Genomic DNA, 25,706 nt, shown 5'->3' on the forward strand with positions numbered 1-25,706 from the left:
CAAAGATTTTTTATTTTGTTAGATAAGTCTAAATTCGTGAATGGCTATGGCAACATCGAGTATCTTTGTGGGATAACTTGAATGATTTAAATAAAACTAACCCCATTATAGATATGAAGAATAATAAAACGTGGCATGATAAACACATAGAAACATTAACCTTTGGTAGTCGTTTGGCCGATTCAGTGGCTAAGGGAATGGGTTCTTGGAAATTCATTATTATTCAAAGTGTTTTTGTAATAGTTTGGATGGGGTTGAACCTTGTTGGTTATATGTATCATTGGGATGTTTATCCTTTTATATTACTGAATCTTGTTTTTTCAACACAAGCCGCTTATGCCGCACCTATAATTATGATGTCTCAGAACAGACAAAGCGAAAGAGACAGGATTCAGGCGCAATCTGATTATCAGACCAATGTTGATGCAAAGCTGGAAATTGAAGCTTTGACGATTAAGTTGGATAAAATTGAAACTGAAAAATTGGATAAGATAATTGAGTTGCTAGAAGAGATGAAAATCAATTCGGCCAAATAAAAAACGCATCGTTACCACAACTTAAATACAAAACTTGATTAAAGAACGCATCATATTAGGAATAGACCCTGGAACCACAATTATGGGTTTTGGATTGATAAAAATTGTCAATAAGAAAATGGAATTCTTGCAGCTCAACGAACTGCAATTGTCCAAATACGACAATCATTACCAGAAATTGAAAATCATTTTCGAACGTACCATAGAATTAATAGAAACCCACCATCCAGACGAAATTGCTATTGAAGCTCCTTTCTTCGGTAAGAATGTACAATCGATGCTGAAGCTTGGTCGTGCACAGGGTGTGGCAATGGCAGCTGGACTTTCCAGAGACATTCCCATTACCGAATATGAGCCAAAAAAAATAAAAATGGCTATTACCGGAAACGGAAATGCAAGCAAAGAACAAGTGGCCAAAATGCTTCAACAATTATTAGGATTAAAAGAGTTGCCCAAAAATCTTGATTCAACGGATGGATTGGCAGCTGCGGTTTGTCATTTTTTTAATTCTGGTAAAGTAATAGGTGAAAAAAGTTATACGGGTTGGGACGCTTTTGTGAAGCAAAATGAAGAGAGAGTTAAAAAGTAGTTCACATTTTCAGTCTCAATGACTGAAATCGGCAACTGAAAACTAAATTATGTCAGGAATCTATATACACATACCATTCTGCAAGCAGGCTTGTCATTACTGCGATTTTCATTTTTCGACTTCAATGAAGAAGAAAGAAGAGATGGTTTTGGCTATCGCCAAAGAATTGCAAATGCGCAAAAGCGAGTTTCATAATGAACTTGTTGAAACCATTTATTTTGGTGGAGGAACGCCGAGCAGATTGCAGATTGCAGATTTGAGATTGCAGATTGATTTGATTTATAAAAATTATCAAGTTGCTAAAAATCCTGAAATCACTCTTGAAGCCAATCCTGATGATTTATCGGTAGAGTATTTAATCGAACTTTCAAAAATTGGTATCAATCGACTAAGCATTGGAATTCAATCTTTCTTTGAAGATGATTTGGTGATGATGAATCGTGCTCATAATTCGGCGGAAGCCAAAAAATGTCTCGAAGAAGCAACACAATACTTTGATAATATTTCTCTCGATTTGATTTATGGAATTCCTGGGATGAGCAACGAGAAATGGAAGCAAAATATTGAAACGGCTTTGTCTTTTGGAATAAGACATATTTCGAGTTATGCATTGACTGTTGAACCAAAGACAGCTTTGAACAAACTCATTCAAACCGGAAAAATAGCCAAACCCAATGACGAATCAGCGCAGGAACATTTTGCAATTTTGGTGGAAACACTAGAAGCAAACAATTTTATCCATTATGAATTGTCCAATTTTGGAAAGACTAATTATTTTTCAAAGAACAATTCAGCTTATTGGTTAGGGAAAAAATATATAGGAATAGGTCCTTCTGCCCATAGTTATGACGGTGTTTCCCGAAGCTGGAATGTCTCGAATAATTCACTTTATTTAAGATCCATTCAAGAAGACAAACTTCCCAATGAAATTGAAATTTTATCCATTACCGATCGTTATAATGAATATATTATGACAGGTTTGAGAACGATTTGGGGAGTTTCTCTGAGTCGAATTGAAACTGAATTTGGGAGAGAATATCTAGATTATTTACATAAACAAGCTCAGAAATTTATAAATGATGATTTGCTTTTTATTGATGATGGTATTTTAAAACCTAGGCCAAAAGGAAAATTTTTGACCGATGGAATTGCAAGTGATTTGTTTTTTATAAATTCGGAGGTGTAACCGCAAGGGGCGCAAAGATTTACGCAAGGAACGCTATTTGAATATTTTTCTTATATTTATTTCTCCGAAATAGTTAGGAGTTTGGCTTTTCGTAATCCTTTGCCTCCTTGCGGTAAAAAACAAATATGACTGAAAACGAATTATCTAAAATTGTTTTTGATTGTGCTTTAAAAGTGCATCAAACTTTGGGTCCAGGACTTTTGGAAAGTGCTTATGAAGAATGTCTGTTTTATGAATTAAAAAAGACAGGCTTAGAAATCCAAAAACAGAAACCTTTACCTTTAGTTTATGAAGAAGTTAAATTAGATGTGGGATATCGTCTGGATATCATTATAGAAAATAAATTAATTTTAGAAATAAAATCGGTTGATGCGTTAAATGACATTCACTTTGCTCAACTGCTAACCTATTTAAAATTAACAAATTGTAAATTAGGCTTGCTAGTAAATTTCAATGTTGTATTAATCAAAAACGGAATTAAGAGAGTAGTAAATAATCTTTAGATATAACAATTTCTTTGCGAACTTTGCGTAAACCTTTGCGCTCTTTGCGGTTAAAATTATGATAGCAAACATCAACAATGAATTTATAATCGACCTGTCAAAACCCATTGATATTTCGATTCCATTAACCAATACAGATGAGAATCCGATTGCTTGGTATATCGAAAAACCGGTGATAGAACCCGTTGTTTTTGGCGATTGGATTGGCAAAGTTTCGGAGGGGAAGTCATCGACCAACTTTAATAATATTTTCTTCAATCCTCACGGACACGGGACACATACAGAATGTCTGGGACATATTACAAGAGAGTTTTACAGTATCAATCAGTCGTTGAAGCAGTTTTTCTTTTTGGCGGAATTGGTTTCAGTTGTACCGGAAATTCAAGGTGATGATTTGGTAATAACCAGAAATCAGATTAAAAAAGCGTTGGACAATAAAACTCCCGAAGCCATAATCATCCGCACATTGCCTAATTTTAAAATAAAAAAATCACTAAAATATTCGAATACCAATCCGCCTTATTTGGCTGAAGATGCAGCACTTTTCATTCGCGAAAACGGTATTAAGCATTTATTGATTGATTTACCAAGTGTGGACAAAGAACAGGATGAGGGGAAATTATTGGCTCACAAAGCGTTTTGGAATGTAAAAGATGTCCATAATCTAAATGCCGATGCACGATTAGACTCCACCATTACCGAAATGATTTTTGTGGATGATGCTGTTGAAGACGGGAGTTATCTGTTGAACCTGCAGATTGCTTCGTTTGAAAATGACGCAAGCCCGAGCAAGCCTATTTTATATAAGCCAATAAGCGTTGGAGAATAAATCGAAATAAAATATAAAACCATGATCTCCGTTTCTACAGATAAACAAAAGTTGAATATTCCTTTTATCCAAAATTTTCTAAAAGATATTTACTGGGCGGCAGGAAGAACCATTGATGAAGTACAAAAAACAATTGACAGCTCGGTTTGTTTTGGAATTTATTTGGATGATGCCCAAGTTGGTTTTGGCAGAGTCATTACCGATTATGTGGTTTTTGCTTATATGATGGATGTTTTTATATCCGAAGAACATAGAGGAAAAGGATATTCTTCCATTTTGATTTCGGCGATGATGGAGGAACCTTCGTTGAAAGAAGTGAAAATATGGAGATTGGCGACTAGGGATGCTCATTTTTTGTATAAGAAATTTGGTTTCAAGGAGTTGGCACACCCCGAACGAATGATGGAAAAAACAGTATGATGCAAAAAGTTATTAAACTCGAAGAATTAGGATTGTTTATACTCGGTATTTATTTCTTTAATCAATTGGAATATGCTTGGTGGTGGTTTTTGGTTCTAATTTTAGTGCCGGATTTTTCTATGATTGGGTATGTATTTGGAGATAGAGTTGGAGCACTTTGTTATAATGTGGTACATCATAGAGGCATAGCGATTGCTTTGTATTTTGTTGGAATTTATTGTTCGAACGAAATAGTTCAACTTTCGGGAGTTATTTTATTTACCCATTCGTCTATGGACAGAATGTTTGGGTATGGGCTAAAATATGAAACAGGATTTAAATTTACCCATTTGGGCGAAATCGGAAAATAAAAGAATATGAATCTAGAAACTTATTACGAATATTGCCTTTCCAAAAAAGGAGTAACCGAACATTTTCCATTCGACGAAGATACTTTGGTTTTTAAAGTCGGAGGAAAAATGTTTGCTTTGTCTTCTTTATTGCAATGGGAAAAAGCCGCTCCCTCAGTGAATCTAAAGTGTGATCCAGAACGTGCACAGGAGTTAAGAGCCGAATACGATGCGATTCAGCCTGGATTTCACATGAGCAAAATACATTGGAATACTATTGCCGTAAATCAAGATGTTCCCGATGCTTTGCTGAAAGAATTGATAGATCATTCGTATGACTTGGTTTTTAAAAGTTTAGCCAAGAAAATTCAAACGGAAATTATCGACCCGGGGTAAAATATTTACCAAACAGGCGAAGCAATTAGAAAAATAGACATTACTTTTGTACAACAATTAAAAAAACGTAGCAACTCAGTTACTTAGTAACTCAGCAACTTTATAAAAATGAAAGAACAAATTAAAAAGTTTTTAAACGAAGAACAAGATCCTAAAGCGATTGAGAAAGTCACTTCAAAATTGCAGGATATTTTAATGAAAAATGAGGAGGTAGGATATATTGCTGTGCAAAAAAAACCAGCATTGACAGTTCTTCCGGACAGTATTGTTATGACCAATAAAAGAATCATCATTTGCCAGCCTAAAAATTTAGGATTGTCTATGAATTTTATTGATTATACTTGGGATGATATTGAAGGAACTTTTGTAAAAGAGAACATTCTAGGGTCTGAATTTTCTTTTTCTACCAAAACAGATATGCAGGTTTCGATTGATTATATTCCAAAGATTCAAGCTCGTAAAATATTTACATATGCCAAAGAACAGTTGGATATCTTAAAAAATGGTGCAGCACAATCTGTTATAACTGAAGAAATTGCTCCGACATTAATTCAAGAATCAGAATTGATTGAAGAAATGGAAACTGAAGAAGTGACTGATTTTGCTGAAATAATGCCTGTAGTTTCTAATTATGCAGAACCTGTTGTAGATAATACAAGTGCTTCAACTGAGAAAAAGACAAGCGAATTGACACAAGACGAGCTTTTTGCAAAGCTTCAAAATTATAAAAAGCTTCTTGATAATGGTTTGATTTTACAAGGTGAATATGACGCTTTCAAAAAAGAGATTTTGAGTTATATGTAGTAAGTCGTAAGTATCAAAAACAAAACCCGACAACTTAATTGATGTCGGGTTTTGTTTTTTATAAAGTTTTCATTTGCTTTTCTAAAAAATTATTGGATTGCTGTTCCAGTAACTCGGTTGCGTTTTTTCTTTGCAAATCGTATAATTTTTTGTCCTCGGCAATATCGGCATAAACCTTATCGTGCATTGATGCGCTGGTTTTTATCAATAATTCGCGTTGGTATTTGTCTTGCTCGATAGTGGCTTTGAGTGCTGTTTCCAAGTCTTCCAATTTGAAATCATATTCTCCTCTAGGCGACAATAATTTTGCTATAATAGGAGAAGTTTCAATCGCTAAAAATAATAGCATTATGAAAAAGGAGGGAATCCAAGGCAATTTATTCAAAGCATTGATTCGCGCCATCAAACCATCAAATCCATCAATGATGGGTTGAGTTTCGGTCACTTTCTTGTCCAAATCGGTTTGTAATGTTTTGGTTCCTTTTTCCAAAACAGCAATTTTGGCTAAATTATTTTTACGAATGGTGTCCAATTCTTTTTTGGACAAATCGTGCTTGGCGATTTTTTCTTTAAAAACGGGACCTTTGCCTATTCTTTTTGTTCCAGCCGTTCCTTCGGCCTCTTTGATATAGGTGTCATAAAGCGTGTTTACCTCTTTTTCTTTATTGGTGATTTCAGCTTTAAGATTCTTGATATCGTTTTTGTTTTTGTCCAAATCCGATTTGAAATAGTTGGCGACTTCCTTTTTATTATTCAAAGCCATTGCATTTTTTTCTTTCAATAAAACGGTATTAATTTCTTTTTCGAAAATTTTAATTTCCAATGGTTTTGAAATCACAATTGCAATGATGAAAGCCAAAATAATTCTGGGTGTGGCCTGTAGAAATTCATTGGCAAAGCTATCTCTTTTTCGAATAGTGGAAACAATAAAACGGTCCAGATTAAAAATAAGTAAACTCCATACGAAGCCAAAAAGTAAAGCGGGAATGACATTGTCAAAGACAGTAAAAAGAGCGTAAGCGCTGGCGATGAAAGCCATAACAGCCGTAAAAAAAACGGTGGCGCCAATACCGACAAATTTGGTTTGTTCGCCGTCAGAGCAGCCATCAAGCAGCTTTTTGTCAGCTCCTGAGCAAAGGATAAAGAATTGTTTTAACATGATTGATTTGATTTTTGATTGATTGATTTTTTGTCTCGATAATTATTTGAATGACGGTACAAATTTAATACCAAATAAATTAATTATATCTTAAATTGTTGATTTGTTTTTTGTTAGGCTTTTTTCGCATAGTTCATATATAAAAAAAGGGCTGCTCGGTAAAGAACAGCCCTTTTAGTAAATTAAAAATTAACTTATGCAATTGGTGCTCCTGCCAAAATTTCGGCATTAGCGAATTCTTTGAATTTAGCAAAATTTTCTTCAAATTTATGAGCCAATTCAGAGGCTTTTGTATCGTATAATTGTTTGTCTTCCCAAGTGTTTCTTGGGTTTAGAATTTCGTTAGGAACATCTGGACAAGATTGGGGTATTGCAATTCCAAATACATCATGATTGATAAACTCAACAGTATCTAATTGTCCTTTTAAGGCGGCCGTAATCATGGCACGAGTGTATTTTAATTTCATTCGGCTTCCAGTTCCATAAGGCCCTCCTGTCCATCCGGTGTTGATTAACCAAACTTTCACATTGGCATCTTTCATTTTTTTGCTCAACATTTCTGCATATTTTGTTGGGTGCAATGGCATGAAAGGCGCTCCAAAACAAGCTGAAAAGTTAGGTTGTGGTTCTGTAACACCTGCTTCTGTTCCGGCCACTTTTGCAGTATAGCCAGATATAAAGTGATAAGCGGCTTGCCCAGCCGTTAGTTTGGATATAGGAGGCAAAATCCCATAAGCATCGGCAGTTAAGAAAAATATGTTTTTTGGGTTTTTACCAATAGAACCAGGTTGAATATTATCGATATGATCAATTGGGTAGCTTACTCTTGTGTTTTGAGTGATAGAAACATCTTCAAAATCAACTTCATTGGTTCCTGCTTTGAAAACCACATTTTCAAGAATAGCTCCTTTTTTTATTGCTCTAAAGATGTCTGGTTCATTCTCCTCAGTAAGATTGATTACTTTGGCATAACATCCACCCTCAAAATTGAAAACGGTATTTTCGTTTGTCCATCCGTGTTCATCATCACCGATTAGTTTTCTGTCAGGATCTGCAGATAAGGTTGTTTTTCCTGTTCCAGACAAACCAAAGAATATGGCCGTGTCTCCGTCTTCTCCAACATTAGCGCTACAGTGCATAGGCAATGTGTTTTTGAAAACAGGTAGAATAAAGTTCAATGCAGAGAATATTCCTTTTTTCATCTCTCCGGTATATCCAGTACCACCAATCAACGCAATCTTTTTTGTAAAATCTAAGATTGCAAAATTCCCTTGGCGTGTTCCATCGATGGCTGGATCTGCGATGAATCCAGGAGCGCAAATAACTGTCCATTCCGGAGTGAAATTTTCTAGTTCTTGATTAGTAAGTCTTAGAAACATGTTGTGGCAAAATAAATTGGCCCAAGCGGTTTCGGTTACAACACGAACATTTAATCTATAATTGGTATCGGCACAAACGTAAGAGTCCCTAACAAAAATTTCTTTGTTCGATAAATAAGCTGTTACTTTTTTGTACAGAGCATCAAAAGCAATTGGTTCAAATGGGATGTTTACTTTTCCCCACCATACTTTGTCCTCAGTAATACTATCTTTTACAATGAAACGATCCTGTGGAGAACGTCCTGTAAACTCTCCGGTATTTATTGCTAATGCTCCAGTAGAATTTTCAACTCCCTGTCCAGATTGTATGGTAATATCGTGTAACTCGTTAGGGGTTAGTTGATACTGAATTTTGGCATTTTCAATTCCCAGTTCTTTTAACGAAATCGATTTCGTAAACAAAGCGTAGTTGTCCATAAAAAATAAATTTTTTTGAGTGTTGTTTATTTCACCGCAAAAGTATAATTTTTTTTAGAACCACATTATATTTTATTTTTCTTTTTTTATTGGTTTTATTAAGTCAAAAAACAGAAGGAACCATGAAGAAATAAGAAATATCCCCCCAATTGGAGTAACGAAGCCAAATATTTTGAAATCAATAGGCATCAAAGAATTGGTAGCCAAAAGGTAAATGGAGCCAGAAAAAAGTACAACTCCAAAAACGGTCAAATTATAGATTGTTTTTTTTGATTTTTGACGAATTATTGTTGTTGTTCCAATAAACAATAAAAACAAAGCATGGTACATTTGATACCGTACACCCGTTTCAAAAGTAGTAAGTTGTTCAATAGTGAGTACTTTTTTTAGGGCATGTGCACCAAAAGCACCTAAAATTATGGCAATCATTCCAAAAATGGCTGAAGTTGTAATTATTTTTTTATCCATTATTTTTTGTTTTATAAAAGGCAAAAGTATTTCTAATATTTTTAAACTGAAAGTATTTTATAAGCGATGATAAAAGTAGTTTTTTAGTAATTCAAAACATAGATAATTGAATTTTTTTCAGCATTTTTAAAATGAAAAATGGATTTAAATTATAAATGTTTTTTTAAAATCATTTGTTATGAATACAACAATATTGTATGTTTGTGTTATATTTTTAGAATCAATCAGAATCTAATCGGTTTTAAATAAGGATAAATATATCCTGTTTAACAAGAAGAAGATATTGAAATGTATAATGTTACGTTTTTTAAATAAATAACTCATGAGAACAATTCTTATTATTGGGGCAGGAAGATCTGCTTCTTCATTGATACAATACCTTTTGAATAAATCGGTATCCGAAGAATTGCATCTTATTATAGGTGATTTGTCTTTGGATTTAGCTAAGAAAAAGACAAATAATCATCCGAATGCGACTCCTATTGCTTTAGATATATTTGATGAAAATCAAAGAAAAAATGCAATTCAGAAAGCAGACATTGTAATATCTATGTTGCCGGCTCACCTTCATATAGAAGTGGCAAGGGATTGTGTCGTTTATAAAAAACATCTTGTGACGGCTTCCTATATAAGCGATGCGATGCAAGAATTGGATGAGGCTGCCAAAGCAAGCAATCTAATTTTCATGAATGAAATTGGACTTGATCCCGGAATAGACCACATGAGTGCCATGAAAGTGATTGATGAGATTAGGGAACAAGGAGGGAAAATGCTTTTGTTTGAATCCTTTTGTGGAGGTCTTGTAGCTCCAGAATCAGACAATAATTTATGGAATTATAAATTTACTTGGGCACCAAGGAATGTTGTTCTTGCTGGACAAGGAGGAGCTGCCAAGTTTATTCAGGAAGGTGCTTATAAATATATCCCTTATGTAAATTTGTTTCGCAGAACCGAATTTTTAGAAGTAGAGGGTTACGGTAAATTTGAAGCCTATTCGAACAGGGACTCCTTAAAATACAGAAGTGTTTATGGTCTTGATGATGTGCTTACCTTATATAGAGGTACGATTCGAAGAGTAGGTTTTTCTAAAGCTTGGAATATGTTTGTGCAATTGGGTATGACGGACGACAGTTATATTATGGAAAATTCTGAGAACATGAGTTATCGTCAATTTGTGAATTCGTTTCTTCCTTATCACCCAACCGATTCAGTAGAAATTAAAATGCGTTTGATTCTAAAAATTGACCAAGATGATATCATGTGGGATAAATTGTTGGAATTGGATTTGTTCAATCGCAATAAAAAAGTAGGTTTAAAAAATGCTACACCAGCACAAATTCTTGAAAAAATACTAACTGATAGTTGGACTTTAGAGCCCCATGATAAAGATATGATTGTGATGTATCACAAATTTGGATATGTCCTCAATGGTGAAGAAAAACAAATAGACTCCAAAATGGTTTGTATTGGTGAAGATCAAACCTATACCGCAATGGCCAAAACAGTTGGATTACCAGTTGCAATGGCGACTTTGTTAATCTTGAATGGTAAAATTACAACTCCAGGAGTACAGCTTCCAATCCGTAAAGAAGTGTATTTGCCTATTTTGAAAGAGCTTGAAGAATACGGAGTTGTTTTTAATGAACAGGAGATGCCTTATATAGGTTACAATCCGGATAAAGTTTTTAGTTAATTTTTTTTTTTTAGATTTTTTTTTTTTTTTAGATTTTTTTTTAGACCAATCCGCTTCGTAAGAAGCGGATTTTTTAATGCCTTAAGAACTATTTTGAAGGTAAGAGAGTTTGGTTTTATTGGAGTTAAATTATTTATTATAAAAATCAATGTCTTATGAAAACCAAAAGCCATAGCCCTGATAGTAGTGAAAATCCTTATGAGCCGGTGTTCGGCTTATAAGATTGTAACGATAGCAGGAAATAGCTCCTAATTAAAACCATAATCACTTCGGAGAAGGCATAAAAAAATCCGTTCACTGGGAACGGATTTAGATATTGCTAGGGGAATCTTATTTGCTTAATTCCACGAAATATTTGTAAAACAATGGAATGGTTTCAATCCCTTTCAGATAATTGAAAATCCCGAAATGTTCGTTAGGTGAGTGAATAGCATCGCTGTCAAGACCAAAACCCATAAGGATTGTTTTGCTTTTTAGTTCTTTTTCGAACAAGGCAACAATAGGAATGCTTCCTCCAGAACGAACTGGAATTGCAGGAACGCCAAAGGTTTCGGTGTAAGCCATATTGGCCGCTTTGTAACCGATGCTATCTATAGGGGTCACATAACCCTGACCGCCGTGGTGAGGAGTAACTTTTACCGTAACTCCAGACGGAGCAATGCTGATGAAGTGTTTGGTGAACAAGTCGGTGATGACTTCCCAATCTTGGTTGGGTACTAAACGCATCGAAATTTTGGCAAATGCCTTACTCGCAATTACGGTTTTTGCGCCTTCTCCAGTATAGCCTCCCCAAATTCCGTTTACATCTAGTGTTGGTCGAATGGAGTTGCGTTCATTAGTTACATAGCCGCTTTCGCCATATATATCATTCAAGTTTAGCGCTTTTTTGTAATTGTCGAGATTAAAAGGAGCTTTGGCCATTTCCGCTCTTTCCTCTAATGATAATTCTTGAACATTGTCATAGAAACCTGGAATGGTAATATGATTGTTTTCGTCATGCAAGGAAGCAATCATTTTTGCCAAAACATTTATAGGATTGGCAACAGCACCTCCGTACAAACCAGAATGTAAATCACGGTTTGGTCCCGTAACTTCCACTTCTACATAACTCAAACCACGAAGACCAGTGGTGATAGAAGGTTGCTGATTGGAAATCATTCCGGTGTCCGAAATCAAAATCACATCATTTTTTAGTTTCTCGGTATTGTTTTCCACAAAGGTTTTTAGGTTGACGCTACCAACTTCTTCCTCACCTTCAATCATGAATTTTACGTTGCAAGGCAAAGTGTTGCTTTGAATCATATATTCAAAAGCTTTTACGTGCATGTACATTTGTCCTTTGTCATCACAAGAACCTCTGGCAAAAATAGCACCTTCGGGATGAATTTCAGTTTTCTTAATAACGGGTTCAAATGGAGGAGAAGTCCATAATTCTAATGGATCGGCAGGTTGTACATCGTAATGTCCGTAAATCAAAACAGTAGGTAATTTTGGGTCGATAGTTTTCTCTCCATATACAATTGGATAGCCTGCAGTTTCGCAAATCTCTACAAAATCGCATCCAGCTTTTACTAAACTTGCTTTAACAGCTTCGGCAGTGTCGAGAACGTCTTGGGAAAAAGCGGTGTCTGCACTCACGGATGGGATTTTCAATAATTCAATTAACTCATTGATAAAGCGATCTTTGTGTTTTGTAACATATAATTTTATATCTTCCATTGAGTCAAATTTTTTTTAAGGATCAAAAATACAAAAAATAGATCGAATATTTTTTAAAAAAATCCTTTGAAAACTCGAAGATATGATTATCTTTGCACCCACAATTACGCGGATATGGTGAAATTGGTAGACATGCCAGACTTAGGATCTGGTGCCGCAAGGCGTGTAGGTTCGAGTCCTATTATCCGCACCAAAAGCTTCTCATCTTGAGAAGCTTTTTTGTTTTAATCCCTTTCCTTTGTGAAATCATATATCATAATGGTAGCTCTGGTAAATCTTCTTGAATAGGTAATCGCATTTTTATCGCTTAATTTAGTCTTGACTGCTTCTGTTTTTTGCTACCTATATATAAGGGTGTGATTTTGTATCGATATCATTAATTCATTTAAATATTCAGGAGTTATTTCCCGCTATCCGCTACAATCTTATAAGCCGAACACCGGCTTATAAGGATTTTCACTACTATCGGGGCTAGGGCCTGGGTTTTTCATCAGAAAGGAAGCAATAAATCCATACCTTATATATAGGAGAGAAAGATCCGGAAACAAATCCTCAAAAATCTCCTCATCGCTCAGACGAATTGCTATCGTCAGTGTTCAATTTGGCATTAAAAAATAAACCAAAGCCCAGAAATACTGGTAAAATCTCAAAAAAAGGATAAAGGGAAGGGGCTGAAATGTCAAAACCTCAAAAAAGGTGTTCCATAACGAGCAACATACCAGCGGATTAAAAAATACTTTGAAAAAAGGTTGAAAAAGCCATTGTTTAAACGAATAAAGGAGCTACTTTTGCACCCGCAACAACGAGTACGTTCTTAGAAATCCTGACAAGCCTGAAGAAATCGAAACGAAAATTTATTTTCAAAAAAAGATTTAAAAAAGCTTGTGAGATTCGAAAACGTAAGCTATTTTTGCACCCCGCAAAACGCGTAACGTTCCTTGAAATACTGCTAAGAAAATGAGAAGAAAACGAAAAATAAATTTTTCAAAAAAACTTCAAAATTTACTTGCCAGTTAAAAAAGAATGATTACTTTTGCACCCGCTTCGAGAGACACGCAATGTGACTTAAACGAGACAAAAAGAATAAGAAGAACACGTTCCTAGACATATTGAATTGACAGCCGTTTTTATCGAAAGATAAGAACAAAAAGAATAAGAGTAATAGAATCGGAAGATTTGAATAAAGAACCACTAGAACTTCAGTCAAAAATTAATAGCTTAAGCAATTAAGCAAACAATATACGATGAAGAGTTTGATCCTGGCTCAGGATGAACGCTAGCGGCAGGCTTAACACATGCAAGTCGAGGGGTATTGGTTTTCGGACCAAGAGACCGGCGCACGGGTGCGTAACGCGTATGCAATCTACCTTTTACAGAGGGATAGCCCAGAGAAATTTGGATTAATACCTCATAGTATAGTACAATCGCATGATTGAACTATTAAAGTCACAACGGTAAAAGATGAGCATGCGTCCCATTAGCTAGTTGGTAAGGTAACGGCTTACCAAGGCTACGATGGGTAGGGGTCCTGAGAGGGAGATCCCCCACACTGGTACTGAGACACGGACCAGACTCCTACGGGAGGCAGCAGTGAGGAATATTGGACAATGGGCGCAAGCCTGATCCAGCCATGCCGCGTGCAGGATGACGGTCCTATGGATTGTAAACTGCTTTTGCACAGGAAGAAACAACGCTACGTGTAGCGTCTTGACGGTACTGTGAGAATAAGGATCGGCTAACTCCGTGCCAGCAGCCGCGGTAATACGGAGGATCCAAGCGTTATCCGGAATCATTGGGTTTAAAGGGTCCGTAGGCGGTTTGGTAAGTCAGTGGTGAAAGCCCATCGCTCAACGGTGGAACGGCCATTGATACTGCCAGACTTGAATTATTAGGAAGTAACTAGAATATGTAGTGTAGCGGTGAAATGCTTAGAGATTACATGGAATACCAATTGCGAAGGCAGGTTACTACTAATGGATTGACGCTGATGGACGAAAGCGTGGGTAGCGAACAGGATTAGATACCCTGGTAGTCCACGCCGTAAACGATGGATACTAGCTGTTGGGAGCGATCTCAGTGGCTAAGCGAAAGTGATAAGTATCCCACCTGGGGAGTACGTTCGCAAGAATGAAACTCAAAGGAATTGACGGGGGCCCGCACAAGCGGTGGAGCATGTGGTTTAATTCGATGATACGCGAGGAACCTTACCAAGGCTTAAATGTAGATTGACCGGTTTGGAAACAGACTTTTCGCAAGACAATTTACAAGGTGCTGCATGGTTGTCGTCAGCTCGTGCCGTGAGGTGTCAGGTTAAGTCCTATAACGAGCGCAACCCCTGTTGTTAGTTGCCAGCGAGTCATGTCGGGAACTCTAACGAGACTGCCAGTGCAAACTGTGAGGAAGGTGGGGATGACGTCAAATCATCACGGCCCTTACGCCTTGGGCTACACACGTGCTACAATGGCCGGTACAGAGAGCAGCCACTGGGTGACCAGGAGCGAATCTACAAAACCGGTCACAGTTCGGATCGGAGTCTGCAACTCGACTCCGTGAAGCTGGAATCGCTAGTAATCGGATATCAGCCATGATCCGGTGAATACGTTCCCGGGCCTTGTACACACCGCCCGTCAAGCCATGGAAGCTGGGGGTGCCTGAAGTCGGTGACCGCAAGGAGCTGCCTAGGGTAAAACTGGTAACTAGGGCTAAGTCGTAACAAGGTAGCCGTACCGGAAGGTGCGGCTGGAACACCTCCTTTCTAGAGCCTTAGTGTTAGTAGTAATACACGCTGAGGAAAGAAGACGAAAAGAACTATTGGTTACAAAAACAAAGATTATATTACTCTTGCTGTTAATTTAAAAAAACATGCGTAAAATTAAAAAAAGCGCAAAAATAAGAATGAAGAGTGTCTCGTAGCTCAGCTGGTTAGAGTACTACACTGATAATGTAGGGGTCGACAGTTCGAGTCTGTCCGAGACAACTATTTTCACCTTTAAAAAAGGAAATTCTAGAGTTGAGAAGTTAAGAGTTAGACTAATAACTAATTACTAACAACTAATAACTCAAAAAATTGGGGGATTAGCTCAGCTGGCTAGAGCGCCTGCCTTGCACGCAGGAGGTCAACGGTTCGACTCCGTTATTCTCCACAGATCCGAAAGGATAAAAGTTCATTGACATATTGAGATAAGAAATAATAAAAAGTAGAAAGCAGTTTTTTCTAATTTATTAGAGAAAACGAAAAAAAACGGTCGTAATTGATTTTACGATTGGTACAATAAGCAAAATAAGGGCGTATGGGGGATGCCTTGGCTCTCAGAGGCGATGAAAGGCGTGATAAGCTGCGAAAAGTTACGGGGATTGGCACACACGATATGATCCGTAAATACCTGAATGGGGCAACCCACTATGTTGAAGACATAGTACACCGATAGGTGGGCAAACCCGCTGAACTGAAACATCTAAGTAGGCGGAGGAGAAGAAAACAAAAGTGATTCCGTAAGTAGTGGCGAGCGAACGCGGATTAGCCCAAACCAGTGTTGTTACGGCAATGCTGGGGTTGTAGGACCACGACATTTTATGCACAAAGAATTAGAATCTACTGGAAAGTAGAGCCAAAGAGAGTGATAGCCTCGTATAAGTAATAAGTGTAATAGATAGTGGTATCCTGAGTAGGGCGGGGCACGTGAAACCCTGTCTGAATTTGGCGGGACCATCCGCTAAGGCTAAATACTCCTGAGAGACCGATAGTGAACCAGTACCGTGAGGGAAAGGTGAAAAGAACCGTGAATAACGGAGTGAAATAGATCCTGAAACCATACGCTTACAAGCGGTCGGAGCCCTTTTGTGGGGTGACGGCGTGCCTTTTGCATAATGAGCCTACGAGTTAACGTTGCTGGCAAGGATAAGTGGTTAAGCCACGGATCCGTAGCGAAAGCGAGTCTGAATAGGGCGCTTTAGTCAGTAGTGTTAGACGCGAAACCGTGTGATCTACCCATGGGCAGGATGAAGCGCTGGTAACACAGTGTGGAGGTCCGAACCGGTTGACGTTGAAAAGTCTTCGGATGACCTGTGGGTAGGGGTGAAAGGCCAATCAAACTCGGAAATAGCTCGTACTCCCCGAAATGCATTTAGGTGCAGCGCACGGCGCAAAGTTATATAGAGGTAGAGCTACTGATTGGATGCGGGGGCTTCACCGCCTACCAATTCCTGACAAACTCCGAATGCTATATAATGTTTCCGTGCAGTGAGGGCTTGGGTGCTAAGGTCCAAGTCCGAGAGGGAAAGAACCCAGACCATCAGCTAAGGTCCCCAAATATATGTTAAGTTGAAAGAACGAGGTTTGTCTGCCCAGACAGCTAGGATGTTGGCTTGGAAGCAGCCATTCATTTAAAGAGTGCGTAACAGCTCACTAGTCGAGCGGACGAGCATGGATAATAATCGGGCATAAACATATTACCGAAGCTATGGATTTGTAATTTATTACAAGTGGTAGGGGAGCATTCTAACAGGGTTGAAGGTGTATCGTAAGGTATGCTGGACTGGTTAGAAAAGAAAATGTAGGCATAAGTAACGATAATGCGGGCGAGAAACCCGCACACCGAAAGACTAAGGTTTCCACAGCTATGCTAATCAGCTGTGGGTTAGTCGGGACCTAAGGCGAACCCGAAAGGGACAGTCGATGGACAACGGGTTAATATTCCCGTACTACTGATTACTGTGATGGGGTGACGGAGTGATGAAAGCGCCGCGAACTGACGGAATAGTTCGTTGAAGTACCTACCTATAAGCTGCGCAGGCAAATCCACGCGGCTTGGGGAAATACGATAGTACTCGGAGTCTTCGGACAAAGAGATAGTGCGCCTAAGGGCTTCCAAGAAAAACCTCTAAACTTCAGGTAATTAGTACCCGTACCGCAAACCGACACAGGTAGTCGAGGAGAGAATCCTAAGGTGCTCGAGAGATTCATGGCTAAGGAATTAGGCAAAATAGACCCGTAACTTCGGGAGAAGGGTCGCCTCTGAGTAATCAGAGGCCGCAGTGAAGAGGTCCAGGCGACTGTTTATCAAAAACACAGGGCTCTGCAAAATCGTAAGATGAAGTATAGGGCCTGACACCTGCCCGGTGCTGGAAGGTTAAGAGGAGATGTTATCTTCGGAGAAGCATTGAATTGAAGCCCCAGTAAACGGCGGCCGTAACTATAACGGTCCTAAGGTAGCGAAATTCCTTGTCGGGTAAGTTCCGACCTGCACGAATGGTGTAACGATCTGGACACTGTCTCAGCCATGAGCTCGGTGAAATTGTAGTAACGGTGAAGATGCCGTTTACCCGCAGTGGGACGAAAAGACCCTGTGCACCTTTACTATAGCTTAGTATTGACCTTGGATAAATGATGTGTAGGATAGGTTGGAGACTGTGAAGTGGCGTCGCCAGGCGTTGTGGAGTCATTGTTGAAATACAACCCTTTGTTTATCTGAGGCCTAACCCCGAAATTCGGGGGACATTGCTTGGTGGGTAGTTTGACTGGGGTGGTCGCCTCCAAAAGAGTAACGGAGGCTTCTAAAGGTTCCCTCAGTACGCTTGGTAACCGTGCGTAGAGTGCAATGGCATAAGGGAGCTTGACTGAGAGACATACAGGTCGATCAGGTACGAAAGTAGAGCATAGTGATCCGGTGGTTCCGCATGGAAGGGCCATCGCTCAAAGGATAAAAGGTACGCCGGGGATAACAGGCTGATCTCCCCCAAGAGCTCATATCGACGGGGGGGTTTGGCACCTCGATGTCGGCTCGTCACATCCTGGGGCTGGAGAAGGTCCCAAGGGTTGGGCTGTTCGCCCATTAAAGTGGCACGCGAGCTGGGTTCAGAACGTCGTGAGACAGTTCGGTCTCTATCTACTGTGGGCGCAAGAAATTTGAGTGGATCTGATTCTAGTACGAGAGGACCGAATTGGACTAACCTCTAGTGTATCTGTTGTCCCGCCAGGGGCACCGCAGAGTAGCTACGTTGGGAAGGGATAAGCGCTGAAAGCATATAAGCGCGAAACCCACCACAAGATGAGATTTCTTTTAAGGGTCGTGGGAGATGACCACGTTGATAGGCTATAGATGTAAAGGCAGTAATGTCATAGTCGAGTAGTACTAATAACCCGTAAGCTTATGTACACCTTTTCCCCCGATGCAAGTCGGGGGGAGAAACTTTCTAATACTTTTTATGTTCTTTATCTCAGTATGTTAAGATATTATTTTAATTATTAATGGTTAATGATCACCCGAGGCGAAAGCCGAACGGAGCGAAGCTAATTATTAATTAAAAAAGTTGTCCAAAGCAACTAACGACTTAAGGTGGTTATTGCGGCGGGGCTCACCTCTTCCCATCCCGAACAGAGTAGTTAAGCCCGCCTGCGCAGATGGTACTGCAGTTATGTGGGAGAGTATGTCGCTGCCTTTTTTTACTAAACCCTGTTTCGAAAGAAACGGGGTTTTTTGTTTTATAAAAGTTTTAGGTTTTTAGCGGATTTTATAAAAATAGCAATTTTAAAAACTATTCAAAATCACCCTAGGTAGATTCAAAATTGTCTTAATATGTAATATATCGTTTTCGTAAGGTTAAAATAGCATTTGTATCGGAAAATGCAGTTGTGTTTTAAACAGAATTATGATACTACTTTAGCAATAGAAATTATTACTAATTTAAAACAACAGTATTATGAAAGCGATTTTAAAACTTAGTCTGGTAGTATTGGTGGCAATGACCACGATGAGTACTTATGCAATCGATGGTGATTTTTTACTTAATGTAAAAAAAGGAACGGGTAAAGAAATTAGTTTTTCGGTAAATGAGATTCAGAAGGCCAATGTAACGATCTACGATAAATTCCACAATGTAATCTATTCTGAGACTGCCACGGGAAAAGGGGGGATTTTGAAAACCTACAGCCTTGAGGAGTTTCCTGACGGGGTTTATTTCCTGGAAGTGGAAACCAATCTGAAGAAAGTGACGCACGAGATTGTGATCACCAATGAGGTTTCTACACTATCGAGAAAATCAGTGGCCGAGGTGTACAAAGGGGATCTGAAAATGAAGAACCAAAATGTAGCCACGGTGAATTAATTGGGTTATTTTTAAAAAAAAGTGCTTACTTCGAAATTATAAAAACGGCTCCTCTTTGGGGCTTTTTTTTGTTTATAGGACAATACTAAATTTAATCATTAAATACTAAATACGGTTATGGAAACGCGATCGCATGAGGGATGGAAATGGCATCTCCCGATTTAGAAAAACAAGGCTTTTTGCCGTAGTTTTTGTTAATCTGGAATACAATGGACAGCCCGACCTTGTTGTCCAAAAATGTCATTATGAAATCAAAATGTTCTGTAACGAGGTCATGCCCAAATCACGATTATATTTTAATTAGTATTTTTTTTAAATTAAATTCAGAGCAAAAAAAAGCCACCAAATTTGATTTGATGGCTGATTTAAACTAAGTAATTTGAAATAATATTTAATTTATTGTTTGATGAACTTCATCACTTTTACTTGATTTTCTTCGTTGTAGACCTTAACAAAATACATTCCGCTATCTAGATCACTTACGCTATATTGATGGTCTTTGGATTGGCTTTTGTTGAAAGTTTTTACTAATTGACCTGTTATAGAATAAATCTGAACTTTCGCAGTAGTAGTATTTAATGTAAAATAACTAGAAGCTGGATTTGGATAAATATAGATGTCTTTTAAAATTTCAAAATCTGTAGTCGCCAAAGTGGTTGCTTTATTTCCGTAGATTCTAAATTCACCAGGTTGCAAAGAGATAGTAGCATTAGCATCGGTTACGGTATATGGAGTATTATCCATTAAATTGTACCATGATCCAGTATATTGGAAACCTGTAGCTACATTTTGAACGGTTACGTCAAAATTGGCAATAATAAGAACATCTTTAAGTGCTGTACTTGACAAAGCACTATTGGTAATTTTTATATTCGGCGTTAATGTTGTTCCTGACGCCATAGTTGCTGTTCCAGAAAATACGGCTTCGGTTGTCTTTAATCCAATCATCCTTGACCAATCATAATAAATTTTATTTCTTACGTTGTCTCCCAACCAATTATTAACCCATTGAGGTTGTGGTTTTTTGTCTAATTTACAATCTGAAGAGGTGGCATCAGAAGAAGTATTTACAGTTCCGTCATTGCAAGTATAAATTGAAGAATCCCATCCTAATTCACCAAAGTGCCATATCATTTTTGGGCCAGGTATTAATAAAGAAACAGCACCTATCGCAGACATTCTGGATAAAGCTACGTTAAGATTTTTGACATTATGAGAAGAATTCGCAGTATTTCCATATTGTAAATTTTTATACATTAAACGTTCTTCGTCATGACTTTCGGCATACCCCATAACTCTATTTCCAAGAAAACCACTATGGTTTGGTCCATACATTCTTGAGATATCGTTGCTGGAATTATATCCCATTGATAATTGGTTGTAATTATTGTTCATATTTCCCCACATCATTACTCCTTTACTTGGGGTTTCTGCGATTCTATAATTCGCCCATTCCTTTTCTTCAGTATCACTTCCTAAGTGTTCAAAAATAGTGTAGTGAGTTGGGTCTAATGACCAAGAATAATCGGCATATGCTTTTAGAATATCAACTCTGTCTTGTTGGTAACCATTAGTACAACTCTCGTCGCTAGCAGTACAGTTTTGAGTAAATCCTTTGGTTAAATCCCAACGGAAACCGTCAATTTTATATTCTTCGATCCATTGTTTAACAACTCTTTTTACATAGTTTTTTGTATAAGTTGAAGAATGGTTGAAATCTTCCCCTACACTATAAGTGTGTTTTGCAACAGTATTGAAATATGGGTTTTCGGCAGTTGGTGAACCATATCCATCGCCATCGGGATCGTTCATCCACATACGGATCATTGGGTTTCTTCCGAAAGCATGATTTAAGGCTACATCCAGAATTACTGCAATTCCGTTTTGATGACATAAGTCAATCAATTCTTTTAGTTTTGTAGAAGGGCCGTAAAATTTATCTAATGCCATGTGGAAAGATGTGTTATATCCCCAACTTTCGTTTCCTTCGAATTCCATTACTGGCAGCAGTTCAATAGCATTGATTTTTAAATTTTTAAAATAATCAATACGATTGATTAAATCTTGATAATTTCTGTTAGCATCAAAATCTCTTACTAACACTTCATATACAACCAATTTATCTTTTTCAGGTTTTACAAAATTTGTCGTAGCTGTACTCCAAGCATAAGGAGTTTGTCCTGTTTGTAATACTGTTACTTCTTTGTCTTGACCTGCAGGATAAACTGGCATATTAGGGTAAGTTGAGACAGGAATTCCTAGATCTTCATTAGGCGATAGCACTAAAGTTGAATAAGGATCGGCTGTTTTTACAAGTGCAGGTGAATTGGCAATTGGAGTAGTCTCTCCAACCCAATATTGATAAGTGTAATTTGTTCCTGATACTAATCCAGTCAATTCCAACCAAAATTTGGTAGAACCTGATGTTGCATCTTTTTTCATTGCATACAAATTGTCAGGCTGCCAGTTATTAAAACTTCCTGCCACATATACAAAATCTTTTAGAGGTGCATCAAGAACTAAGGTAGCCTTGGTAGCATCTGCTGAGTTGTAATTGATACCATCGACCAAACCTGCAGGAATAGTTTCAGAAACTGTATTTGGATTTATAACTACTGTAAATTTTTTGGTTATCGTAGTTGCACCTTGAGTTACTTCCAATTCATAGTTTTGATTGCTCGTAATATTGGTGTGTGTAAACGAATAACTTGATGTGCTAGGATTTGTATTAATACTTGTTCCATTTGATTTTAAATTATAACTCGCAACGCCATTAGTATTGGTCGCAGCAATGGAAAGACTTCCGCCAGAAGCTAAAATAGTGGTGCTGTTTTGGGCTGGTGATGTTAGGGTAACTTGAAAAGCACCAACTTCTGCAAACATATCTTGAGATTTTTTGTCTCCTGTTCCATTTTTTGCTTTAATCAAAAAACCAATTTTACCAATATTGGTAGTGTTATAATAAGTGGTTGGAACAAATGTCTTAGTATAAGTGTCGCTTCCTGCATTATAGGTAAATTTACTCGATTCATCTGAAGCTTCCCATGTACCATTAAGAGGAGTTCCATTATTTGTGGTGTCATCAAGCCCGAAAGCCCATGCCCATAAATAGAGTGCATTCCCTGTTACACCCCAAGTTGACTCATTAATACTGCTTCCATTTATGGTAATTGTAATAGAAGTTGTTTCCTCAAAGGAAGCTGGACTTATGGAATAAGTAGCTGTTTGTTGTTGTGCAAAACTACCCAACGACACAAAAAACAACAATAAAAGTATAATTTTTTTCATAGGTTTAATATAAGTCAGTTTATATTATTTAAAGGTAAGGTTATTAGATTATTAAAAGAAATAGTTTAAGTTTAAAGAGTTACGACAACGTTGTAGTGTTTAAAACTTTATTTTTTAAGGAGGATTTTCCGAAAAGTTTAATTTTATTGTAAAAAAAAGGGGCTATCTGCAACAGATAGCCCTTTTTTCAAATTTTCACTAAAATTAGTTTTTAGTAATAGTGTATTTGTAAACTCTTGGAACACTTAAGTCTAAAGTGATTGTGTAATTTCCAGCTTCTACAGCAATATTGTCACCATCGTATTGTAAATTAACACCGTTTGGAGCAGTTTTTAGTTTACCAAGGTTAAAAGTCCAAGCATTGTTAGCTCTAAATTTAAACTCAGCTGCAGTTAAGTTAGCAGTCACTGACCATAATTTTTTAGTTTTATCATAAGTCATTGCTGTACTGTTATCCCATCCTCCAGGAGTAGCGCTTCCAACGATTCCCCATGCAGTAGCAGTAGCAGAATACGTTAATTTAGCAGGATCTGTGTCTGCTTTAAACAAATAGTAACCAGCTGTTGGCATATCAATGTCACCACCTTTTGGGTCTATAGTTCCAGCAGTAGCACCCATCCCGTAATCAACAGGTCCCCATGCAGGTTGTGCAGTCATTTTATATTTTCCTGGAGCTGCAAAATATACATATCCTTCAAAATCAGTTTTTCCGTAACCAGAAGACTCAAGTTGTGGTCCAGTAGATGGAGTCCAGTCAGATCCATATCCAGAAGCAGCTTGATAACTTCCAGGAACCCATAATTTTGGGCTTTCAGTAGTGTAAGGTGTTACAACAATAGCAGTAATAGTAGAAACGATAGAAGTAGAAGTACCAGTTGTAGCTACTACTCTTATATCAAAATCAGCTGCTTTAAAAGGAGTTGCTTTCAAGCTTAATGCAGCACCGTTCATAACTTCAACGGTAACAGCAACTTGATTTGCAGATACTACAGATCCTAATGTTTGTGCTTTAGAAAAATCTCCTCCTTTTACATCCATTTGAACTGCGTAAGTAACTTCAACATTTCCACCAAAATTGGCTGAATTCCAAGTAAAACGCTCTGCAGTAGCAGCAGCATTGGCAGGGGACAATACATAAATAGCACCTGCAGTAGGCGCAGTTAATACAGGAGCATCACCAGGAGTGATTACTGGTCTGTTTTCAACATCGTCTTGAGTACAAGAGAACGCTACTATAGCGAACAAAGCAATTATTATTTTAGTTATATTTTTCATTTTCGTTAATTTTAAATTAGTTTGTTAGTATCCAGGGTTTTGTTTTAAATTTTGGTTTGCCACAATAGCATCAGCAGGAATTGGGAAAACATCTCTGTAACTTTGTGTTGGAGATCCTGTTTTTACACCACCTTTCCAAGGCCAGATGTATGAACCACCAGTAAATTTTCCAAAACGAACTAAATCTGTTCTTCTTTGTCCTTCAAAGTGGAATTCTCGAGCTCTTTCGTCCAAAATAAAATCAAGTGTTAAATCTGTTTGATTGATTGCAGTAGTTTTTGCTCTTGTTCTTAAAGCATTAACATAGGTAGTAGCAGTAGCTAGATTTCCGGACCCCCTCACTGCACACTCAGCATACATTAAATACGCATCCGCTAAACGAAAAATAGGGAAGTCAATATCTACAAAATTTCCTGTAGCATCTGATCCTTGACTACCGTCTACTTTTACATTTCTGAATTTTTGAACCGCATAACCATCCGTAAAAGAGCTTATGTTGTTAATGTCTTTAGATTGTCCATCTGTCCAGAAAATACCTCTTGTGTCAGTATTTCCAGCCGGAAATTTATCGACAAAAGCAGAAGTAGTTCTGACTCCGCCCCAACCACCGTTGATTCCGAATTTCTTAGGATCCATTGATCCACCCACTGGTGCATGTGCTAAGAAAGTAGTTCCTCCATAAGTTTGTGTTCTAAGACCGTCAAAAGCAATCGCGAAAATAAATTCGTTTTGTGCGCCATTAGCGTCATTATCTGCATAAAACAATTGATTGTAATTGTTATGAATAGTATAAGGTGAAGCAATAACTTTGTTAATCAAAGGCAGCGCATCAGCATATTTATCAGTTCCAATATATACTTTAGCATTCATATATAGCTTTGCCTGTAACATCCAAGCGGCAGCTTGGTCCACACGATAAGCTTCATTTGTTTTAGGAGCTTTTAACTCAGGAGTAAGTGCGGTTAACTCAGAATCAATAAATGCATACAATTCAGCTCTAGTTGAATAGGCTGGGTAATAGAAGTCTGATGGTGAATCTTCGGTAACCAATGATCCTCCTCCAAAACAATCCACTAAATGCCAGTATGATAAAGCTCTTAGAAAACGTACTTCGGCTCTAAAATCTTTAACTTCCGCTTTTGTAGCAGCGTCTACTCCTCTTGCGTCTAATTTTGCATCAGATGTTTGTTTCAAAAATTCATTACAGTTTACAATTTGAAAAGAGATTCTGTAGAATGTAGATTTGATAAATGCATCTCTATCAGTCCATGTTTGAGAGTGGAAATCTTTGATTGATCCATCATTCCAACCTATAACAGCTTCGTCTGTTGTTAATTCTTGCATTAACCAAAGACCTCTAATGTATTGACTTGCACCTTCATCACCAGACACGTCTGGTTTTCCAGCAGGACCTTGTTGACCAGTAGTGGCGAATCCGGCATATAGTTTTGCTAAACTTTGTTTATAAGAAGCGGGATTACTATAGAATTCTTCTCCAGGAATAGCATCTTGGCTTTCAGGAGATTGGTCTAATTCTCCTGTACATGATGATAAAAGACCTATCATCATTAACAAAGAAATACCCAATAATTTTATTTGTATCTTTTTCATT

At 37.6% G+C, this 25,706-nt stretch carries 18 protein-coding genes, 3 tRNA genes and 3 rRNA genes; 17 read left to right on the forward strand and 7 right to left on the reverse strand.

Annotation, left to right across the window (positions count from 1 at the left end; all coding sequences use genetic code 11):
• Positions 1-113: 113 nt before the first annotated feature.
• The 9 genes from C8C85_RS09830 (at position 114) to C8C85_RS09870 (ending at position 5,592) form a co-directional block, all read left to right on the forward strand.
• Positions 114-536 (forward strand): DUF1003 domain-containing protein, encoded by a 423-nt coding sequence (locus C8C85_RS09830; RefSeq protein ID WP_116796923.1) that lies wholly within the window; start codon positions 114-116, stop codon positions 534-536.
• Between the two features lie 34 nt (positions 537-570).
• A complete protein-coding gene (gene ruvC, locus C8C85_RS09835) occupies positions 571-1,125 on the forward strand; it encodes a crossover junction endodeoxyribonuclease RuvC (RefSeq protein ID WP_116796924.1) in 555 nt (184 codons plus the stop codon).
• A gap of 49 nt (positions 1,126-1,174) precedes the next feature.
• A complete protein-coding gene (hemW, locus tag C8C85_RS09840; protein ID WP_116796925.1) occupies positions 1,175-2,311 on the forward strand; it encodes a radical SAM family heme chaperone HemW in 1,137 nt (378 codons plus the stop codon).
• Between the two features lie 125 nt (positions 2,312-2,436).
• On the forward strand, positions 2,437-2,814 hold the full coding sequence (locus tag C8C85_RS09845; protein ID WP_116796926.1) for a GxxExxY protein: 378 nt from the start codon (positions 2,437-2,439) through the stop codon (positions 2,812-2,814).
• 58 nt (positions 2,815-2,872) lie between these two features.
• Positions 2,873-3,643 (forward strand): cyclase family protein, encoded by a 771-nt coding sequence (locus C8C85_RS09850; RefSeq protein WP_116796927.1) that lies wholly within the window; start codon positions 2,873-2,875, stop codon positions 3,641-3,643.
• Positions 3,644-3,664: 21 nt separating this feature from the next.
• Entirely contained in the window at positions 3,665-4,063 is a 399-nt protein-coding gene (locus C8C85_RS09855) for a GNAT family N-acetyltransferase (RefSeq protein ID WP_116796928.1), read from the forward strand.
• The gene (locus tag C8C85_RS09860; protein WP_116798448.1) at positions 4,063-4,413 is read left to right on the forward strand and encodes a DUF4260 domain-containing protein; all 351 of its coding nucleotides are present in this window, start codon (positions 4,063-4,065) and stop codon (positions 4,411-4,413) included. The genes C8C85_RS09855 and C8C85_RS09860 overlap by 1 nt, the downstream gene beginning before the upstream one ends.
• A 6-nt stretch (positions 4,414-4,419) precedes the next feature.
• Positions 4,420-4,788 carry an MmcQ/YjbR family DNA-binding protein gene (locus C8C85_RS09865; protein WP_116796929.1) on the forward strand — a complete coding sequence of 123 codons (369 nt, stop codon included), beginning with the start codon at positions 4,420-4,422 and terminating at the stop codon, positions 4,786-4,788.
• Between the two features lie 108 nt (positions 4,789-4,896).
• Positions 4,897-5,592 (forward strand): PH domain-containing protein, encoded by a 696-nt coding sequence (locus C8C85_RS09870; RefSeq protein ID WP_116796930.1) that lies wholly within the window; start codon positions 4,897-4,899, stop codon positions 5,590-5,592.
• A gap of 58 nt (positions 5,593-5,650) precedes the next feature.
• On the opposite strand, the gene C8C85_RS09875 is transcribed toward C8C85_RS09870, so the two are convergent.
• The 3 genes from C8C85_RS09875 to C8C85_RS09885 all read right to left on the reverse strand — a co-directional run bounded on the left by C8C85_RS09875 (position 5,651) and on the right by C8C85_RS09885 (position 9,015).
• Positions 5,651-6,751 carry a DUF4407 domain-containing protein gene (locus C8C85_RS09875; protein ID WP_116796931.1) on the reverse strand — a complete coding sequence of 367 codons (1,101 nt, stop codon included), beginning with the start codon at positions 6,749-6,751 and terminating at the stop codon, positions 5,651-5,653.
• Between the two features lie 194 nt (positions 6,752-6,945).
• Positions 6,946-8,547, reverse strand: a complete 1,602-nt coding sequence (gene pckA, locus C8C85_RS09880) for a phosphoenolpyruvate carboxykinase (ATP) (protein ID WP_116796932.1) — start codon at positions 8,545-8,547, stop codon at positions 6,946-6,948.
• A 72-nt stretch (positions 8,548-8,619) separates the two neighbouring features.
• A complete protein-coding gene (locus C8C85_RS09885) occupies positions 8,620-9,015 on the reverse strand; it encodes a DUF423 domain-containing protein (RefSeq protein WP_116796933.1) in 396 nt (131 codons plus the stop codon).
• A 322-nt stretch (positions 9,016-9,337) separates the two neighbouring features.
• Between C8C85_RS09885 and C8C85_RS09890 the strand changes: the two genes are divergently transcribed.
• A complete protein-coding gene (locus C8C85_RS09890) occupies positions 9,338-10,708 on the forward strand; it encodes a saccharopine dehydrogenase family protein (RefSeq protein ID WP_116796934.1) in 1,371 nt (456 codons plus the stop codon).
• Positions 10,709-11,038: 330 nt separating this feature from the next.
• Here C8C85_RS09890 and C8C85_RS09895 read toward each other — a convergent pair whose 3' ends face one another.
• Positions 11,039-12,427, reverse strand: coding sequence for a dipeptidase (locus C8C85_RS09895; protein WP_116796935.1), 1,389 nt, complete (start codon positions 12,425-12,427; stop codon positions 11,039-11,041).
• Positions 12,428-12,535: 108 nt separating this feature from the next.
• On the opposite strand from C8C85_RS09895, the gene C8C85_RS09900 reads away from it, so the two are divergent.
• From C8C85_RS09900 to C8C85_RS09930, 7 genes are all read left to right on the forward strand, one after another.
• Positions 12,536-12,620, forward strand: a tRNA-Leu gene (locus C8C85_RS09900).
• 1,048 nt (positions 12,621-13,668) lie between these two features.
• Positions 13,669-15,182: ribosomal RNA gene (locus C8C85_RS09905) — 16S ribosomal RNA — on the forward strand.
• A 148-nt stretch (positions 15,183-15,330) separates the two neighbouring features.
• Positions 15,331-15,404 (forward strand) — tRNA-Ile (locus tag C8C85_RS09910).
• A 92-nt stretch (positions 15,405-15,496) separates the two neighbouring features.
• Positions 15,497-15,570: transfer RNA gene (locus tag C8C85_RS09915), tRNA-Ala, on the forward strand.
• A gap of 126 nt (positions 15,571-15,696) precedes the next feature.
• Positions 15,697-18,582 (forward strand): 23S ribosomal RNA (locus C8C85_RS09920).
• Positions 18,583-18,758: 176 nt separating this feature from the next.
• Positions 18,759-18,868 (forward strand): 5S ribosomal RNA (gene rrf / locus C8C85_RS09925).
• The 16S, 23S and 5S rRNA genes sit together here with 2 tRNA genes alongside, the layout of an rRNA operon.
• Before the next feature lie 258 nt (positions 18,869-19,126).
• On the forward strand, positions 19,127-19,531 hold the full coding sequence (locus C8C85_RS09930) for a secretion protein (RefSeq protein ID WP_116796936.1): 405 nt from the start codon (positions 19,127-19,129) through the stop codon (positions 19,529-19,531).
• Positions 19,532-19,927: 396 nt separating this feature from the next.
• On the opposite strand, the gene C8C85_RS09935 is transcribed toward C8C85_RS09930, so the two are convergent.
• The 3 genes from C8C85_RS09935 to C8C85_RS09945 all read right to left on the reverse strand — a co-directional run bounded on the left by C8C85_RS09935 (position 19,928) and on the right by C8C85_RS09945 (position 25,705).
• Positions 19,928-22,819, reverse strand: a complete 2,892-nt coding sequence (locus C8C85_RS09935; RefSeq protein ID WP_116796937.1) for an alpha-amylase family glycosyl hydrolase — start codon at positions 22,817-22,819, stop codon at positions 19,928-19,930.
• A 204-nt stretch (positions 22,820-23,023) separates the two neighbouring features.
• A complete protein-coding gene (locus C8C85_RS09940; RefSeq protein WP_116796938.1) occupies positions 23,024-24,094 on the reverse strand; it encodes a SusE domain-containing protein in 1,071 nt (356 codons plus the stop codon).
• Between the two features lie 24 nt (positions 24,095-24,118).
• Positions 24,119-25,705: a RagB/SusD family nutrient uptake outer membrane protein gene (locus tag C8C85_RS09945; protein WP_116796939.1), complete on the reverse strand. Its 1,587-nt coding sequence runs from the start codon at positions 25,703-25,705 to the stop codon at positions 24,119-24,121.
• Position 25,706 lies beyond the last annotated feature (1 nt).

The sequence above is a fragment of the Flavobacterium sp. 103 genome, assembly GCF_003096795.1.
In the GTDB taxonomy this organism is placed as follows: Bacteria; Bacteroidota; Bacteroidia; order Flavobacteriales; family Flavobacteriaceae; genus Flavobacterium.

Excerpts from the sequence above, each read along its gene's own strand:
- pckA (WP_116796932.1), bottom strand. The coding sequence starts at position 8,547 with ATGGACAACTACGCTTTGTTTACGAAATCGATTTCGTTAAAAGAACTG.
- hemW (WP_116796925.1), top strand. The coding sequence starts at position 1,175 with ATGTCAGGAATCTATATACACATACCATTCTGCAAGCAGGCTTGTCAT.
- C8C85_RS09830 (WP_116796923.1), top strand. The coding sequence starts at position 114 with ATGAAGAATAATAAAACGTGGCATGATAAACACATAGAAACATTAACC.
- C8C85_RS09870 (WP_116796930.1), top strand. The coding sequence starts at position 4,897 with ATGAAAGAACAAATTAAAAAGTTTTTAAACGAAGAACAAGATCCTAAA.
- C8C85_RS09935 (WP_116796937.1), bottom strand. The coding sequence starts at position 22,819 with ATGAAAAAAATTATACTTTTATTGTTGTTTTTTGTGTCGTTGGGTAGT.
- C8C85_RS09890 (WP_116796934.1), top strand. The coding sequence starts at position 9,338 with ATGAGAACAATTCTTATTATTGGGGCAGGAAGATCTGCTTCTTCATTG.
- C8C85_RS09860 (WP_116798448.1), top strand. The coding sequence starts at position 4,063 with ATGCAAAAAGTTATTAAACTCGAAGAATTAGGATTGTTTATACTCGGT.
- C8C85_RS09865 (WP_116796929.1), top strand. The coding sequence starts at position 4,420 with ATGAATCTAGAAACTTATTACGAATATTGCCTTTCCAAAAAAGGAGTA.
- C8C85_RS09845 (WP_116796926.1), top strand. The coding sequence starts at position 2,437 with ATGACTGAAAACGAATTATCTAAAATTGTTTTTGATTGTGCTTTAAAA.
- C8C85_RS09895 (WP_116796935.1), bottom strand. The coding sequence starts at position 12,427 with ATGGAAGATATAAAATTATATGTTACAAAACACAAAGATCGCTTTATC.
- C8C85_RS09855 (WP_116796928.1), top strand. The coding sequence starts at position 3,665 with ATGATCTCCGTTTCTACAGATAAACAAAAGTTGAATATTCCTTTTATC.
- C8C85_RS09940 (WP_116796938.1), bottom strand. The coding sequence starts at position 24,094 with ATGAAAAATATAACTAAAATAATAATTGCTTTGTTCGCTATAGTAGCG.
- C8C85_RS09875 (WP_116796931.1), bottom strand. The coding sequence starts at position 6,751 with ATGTTAAAACAATTCTTTATCCTTTGCTCAGGAGCTGACAAAAAGCTG.
- C8C85_RS09930 (WP_116796936.1), top strand. The coding sequence starts at position 19,127 with ATGAAAGCGATTTTAAAACTTAGTCTGGTAGTATTGGTGGCAATGACC.
- C8C85_RS09850 (WP_116796927.1), top strand. The coding sequence starts at position 2,873 with ATGATAGCAAACATCAACAATGAATTTATAATCGACCTGTCAAAACCC.
- C8C85_RS09945 (WP_116796939.1), bottom strand. The coding sequence starts at position 25,705 with ATGAAAAAGATACAAATAAAATTATTGGGTATTTCTTTGTTAATGATG.
- C8C85_RS09885 (WP_116796933.1), bottom strand. The coding sequence starts at position 9,015 with ATGGATAAAAAAATAATTACAACTTCAGCCATTTTTGGAATGATTGCC.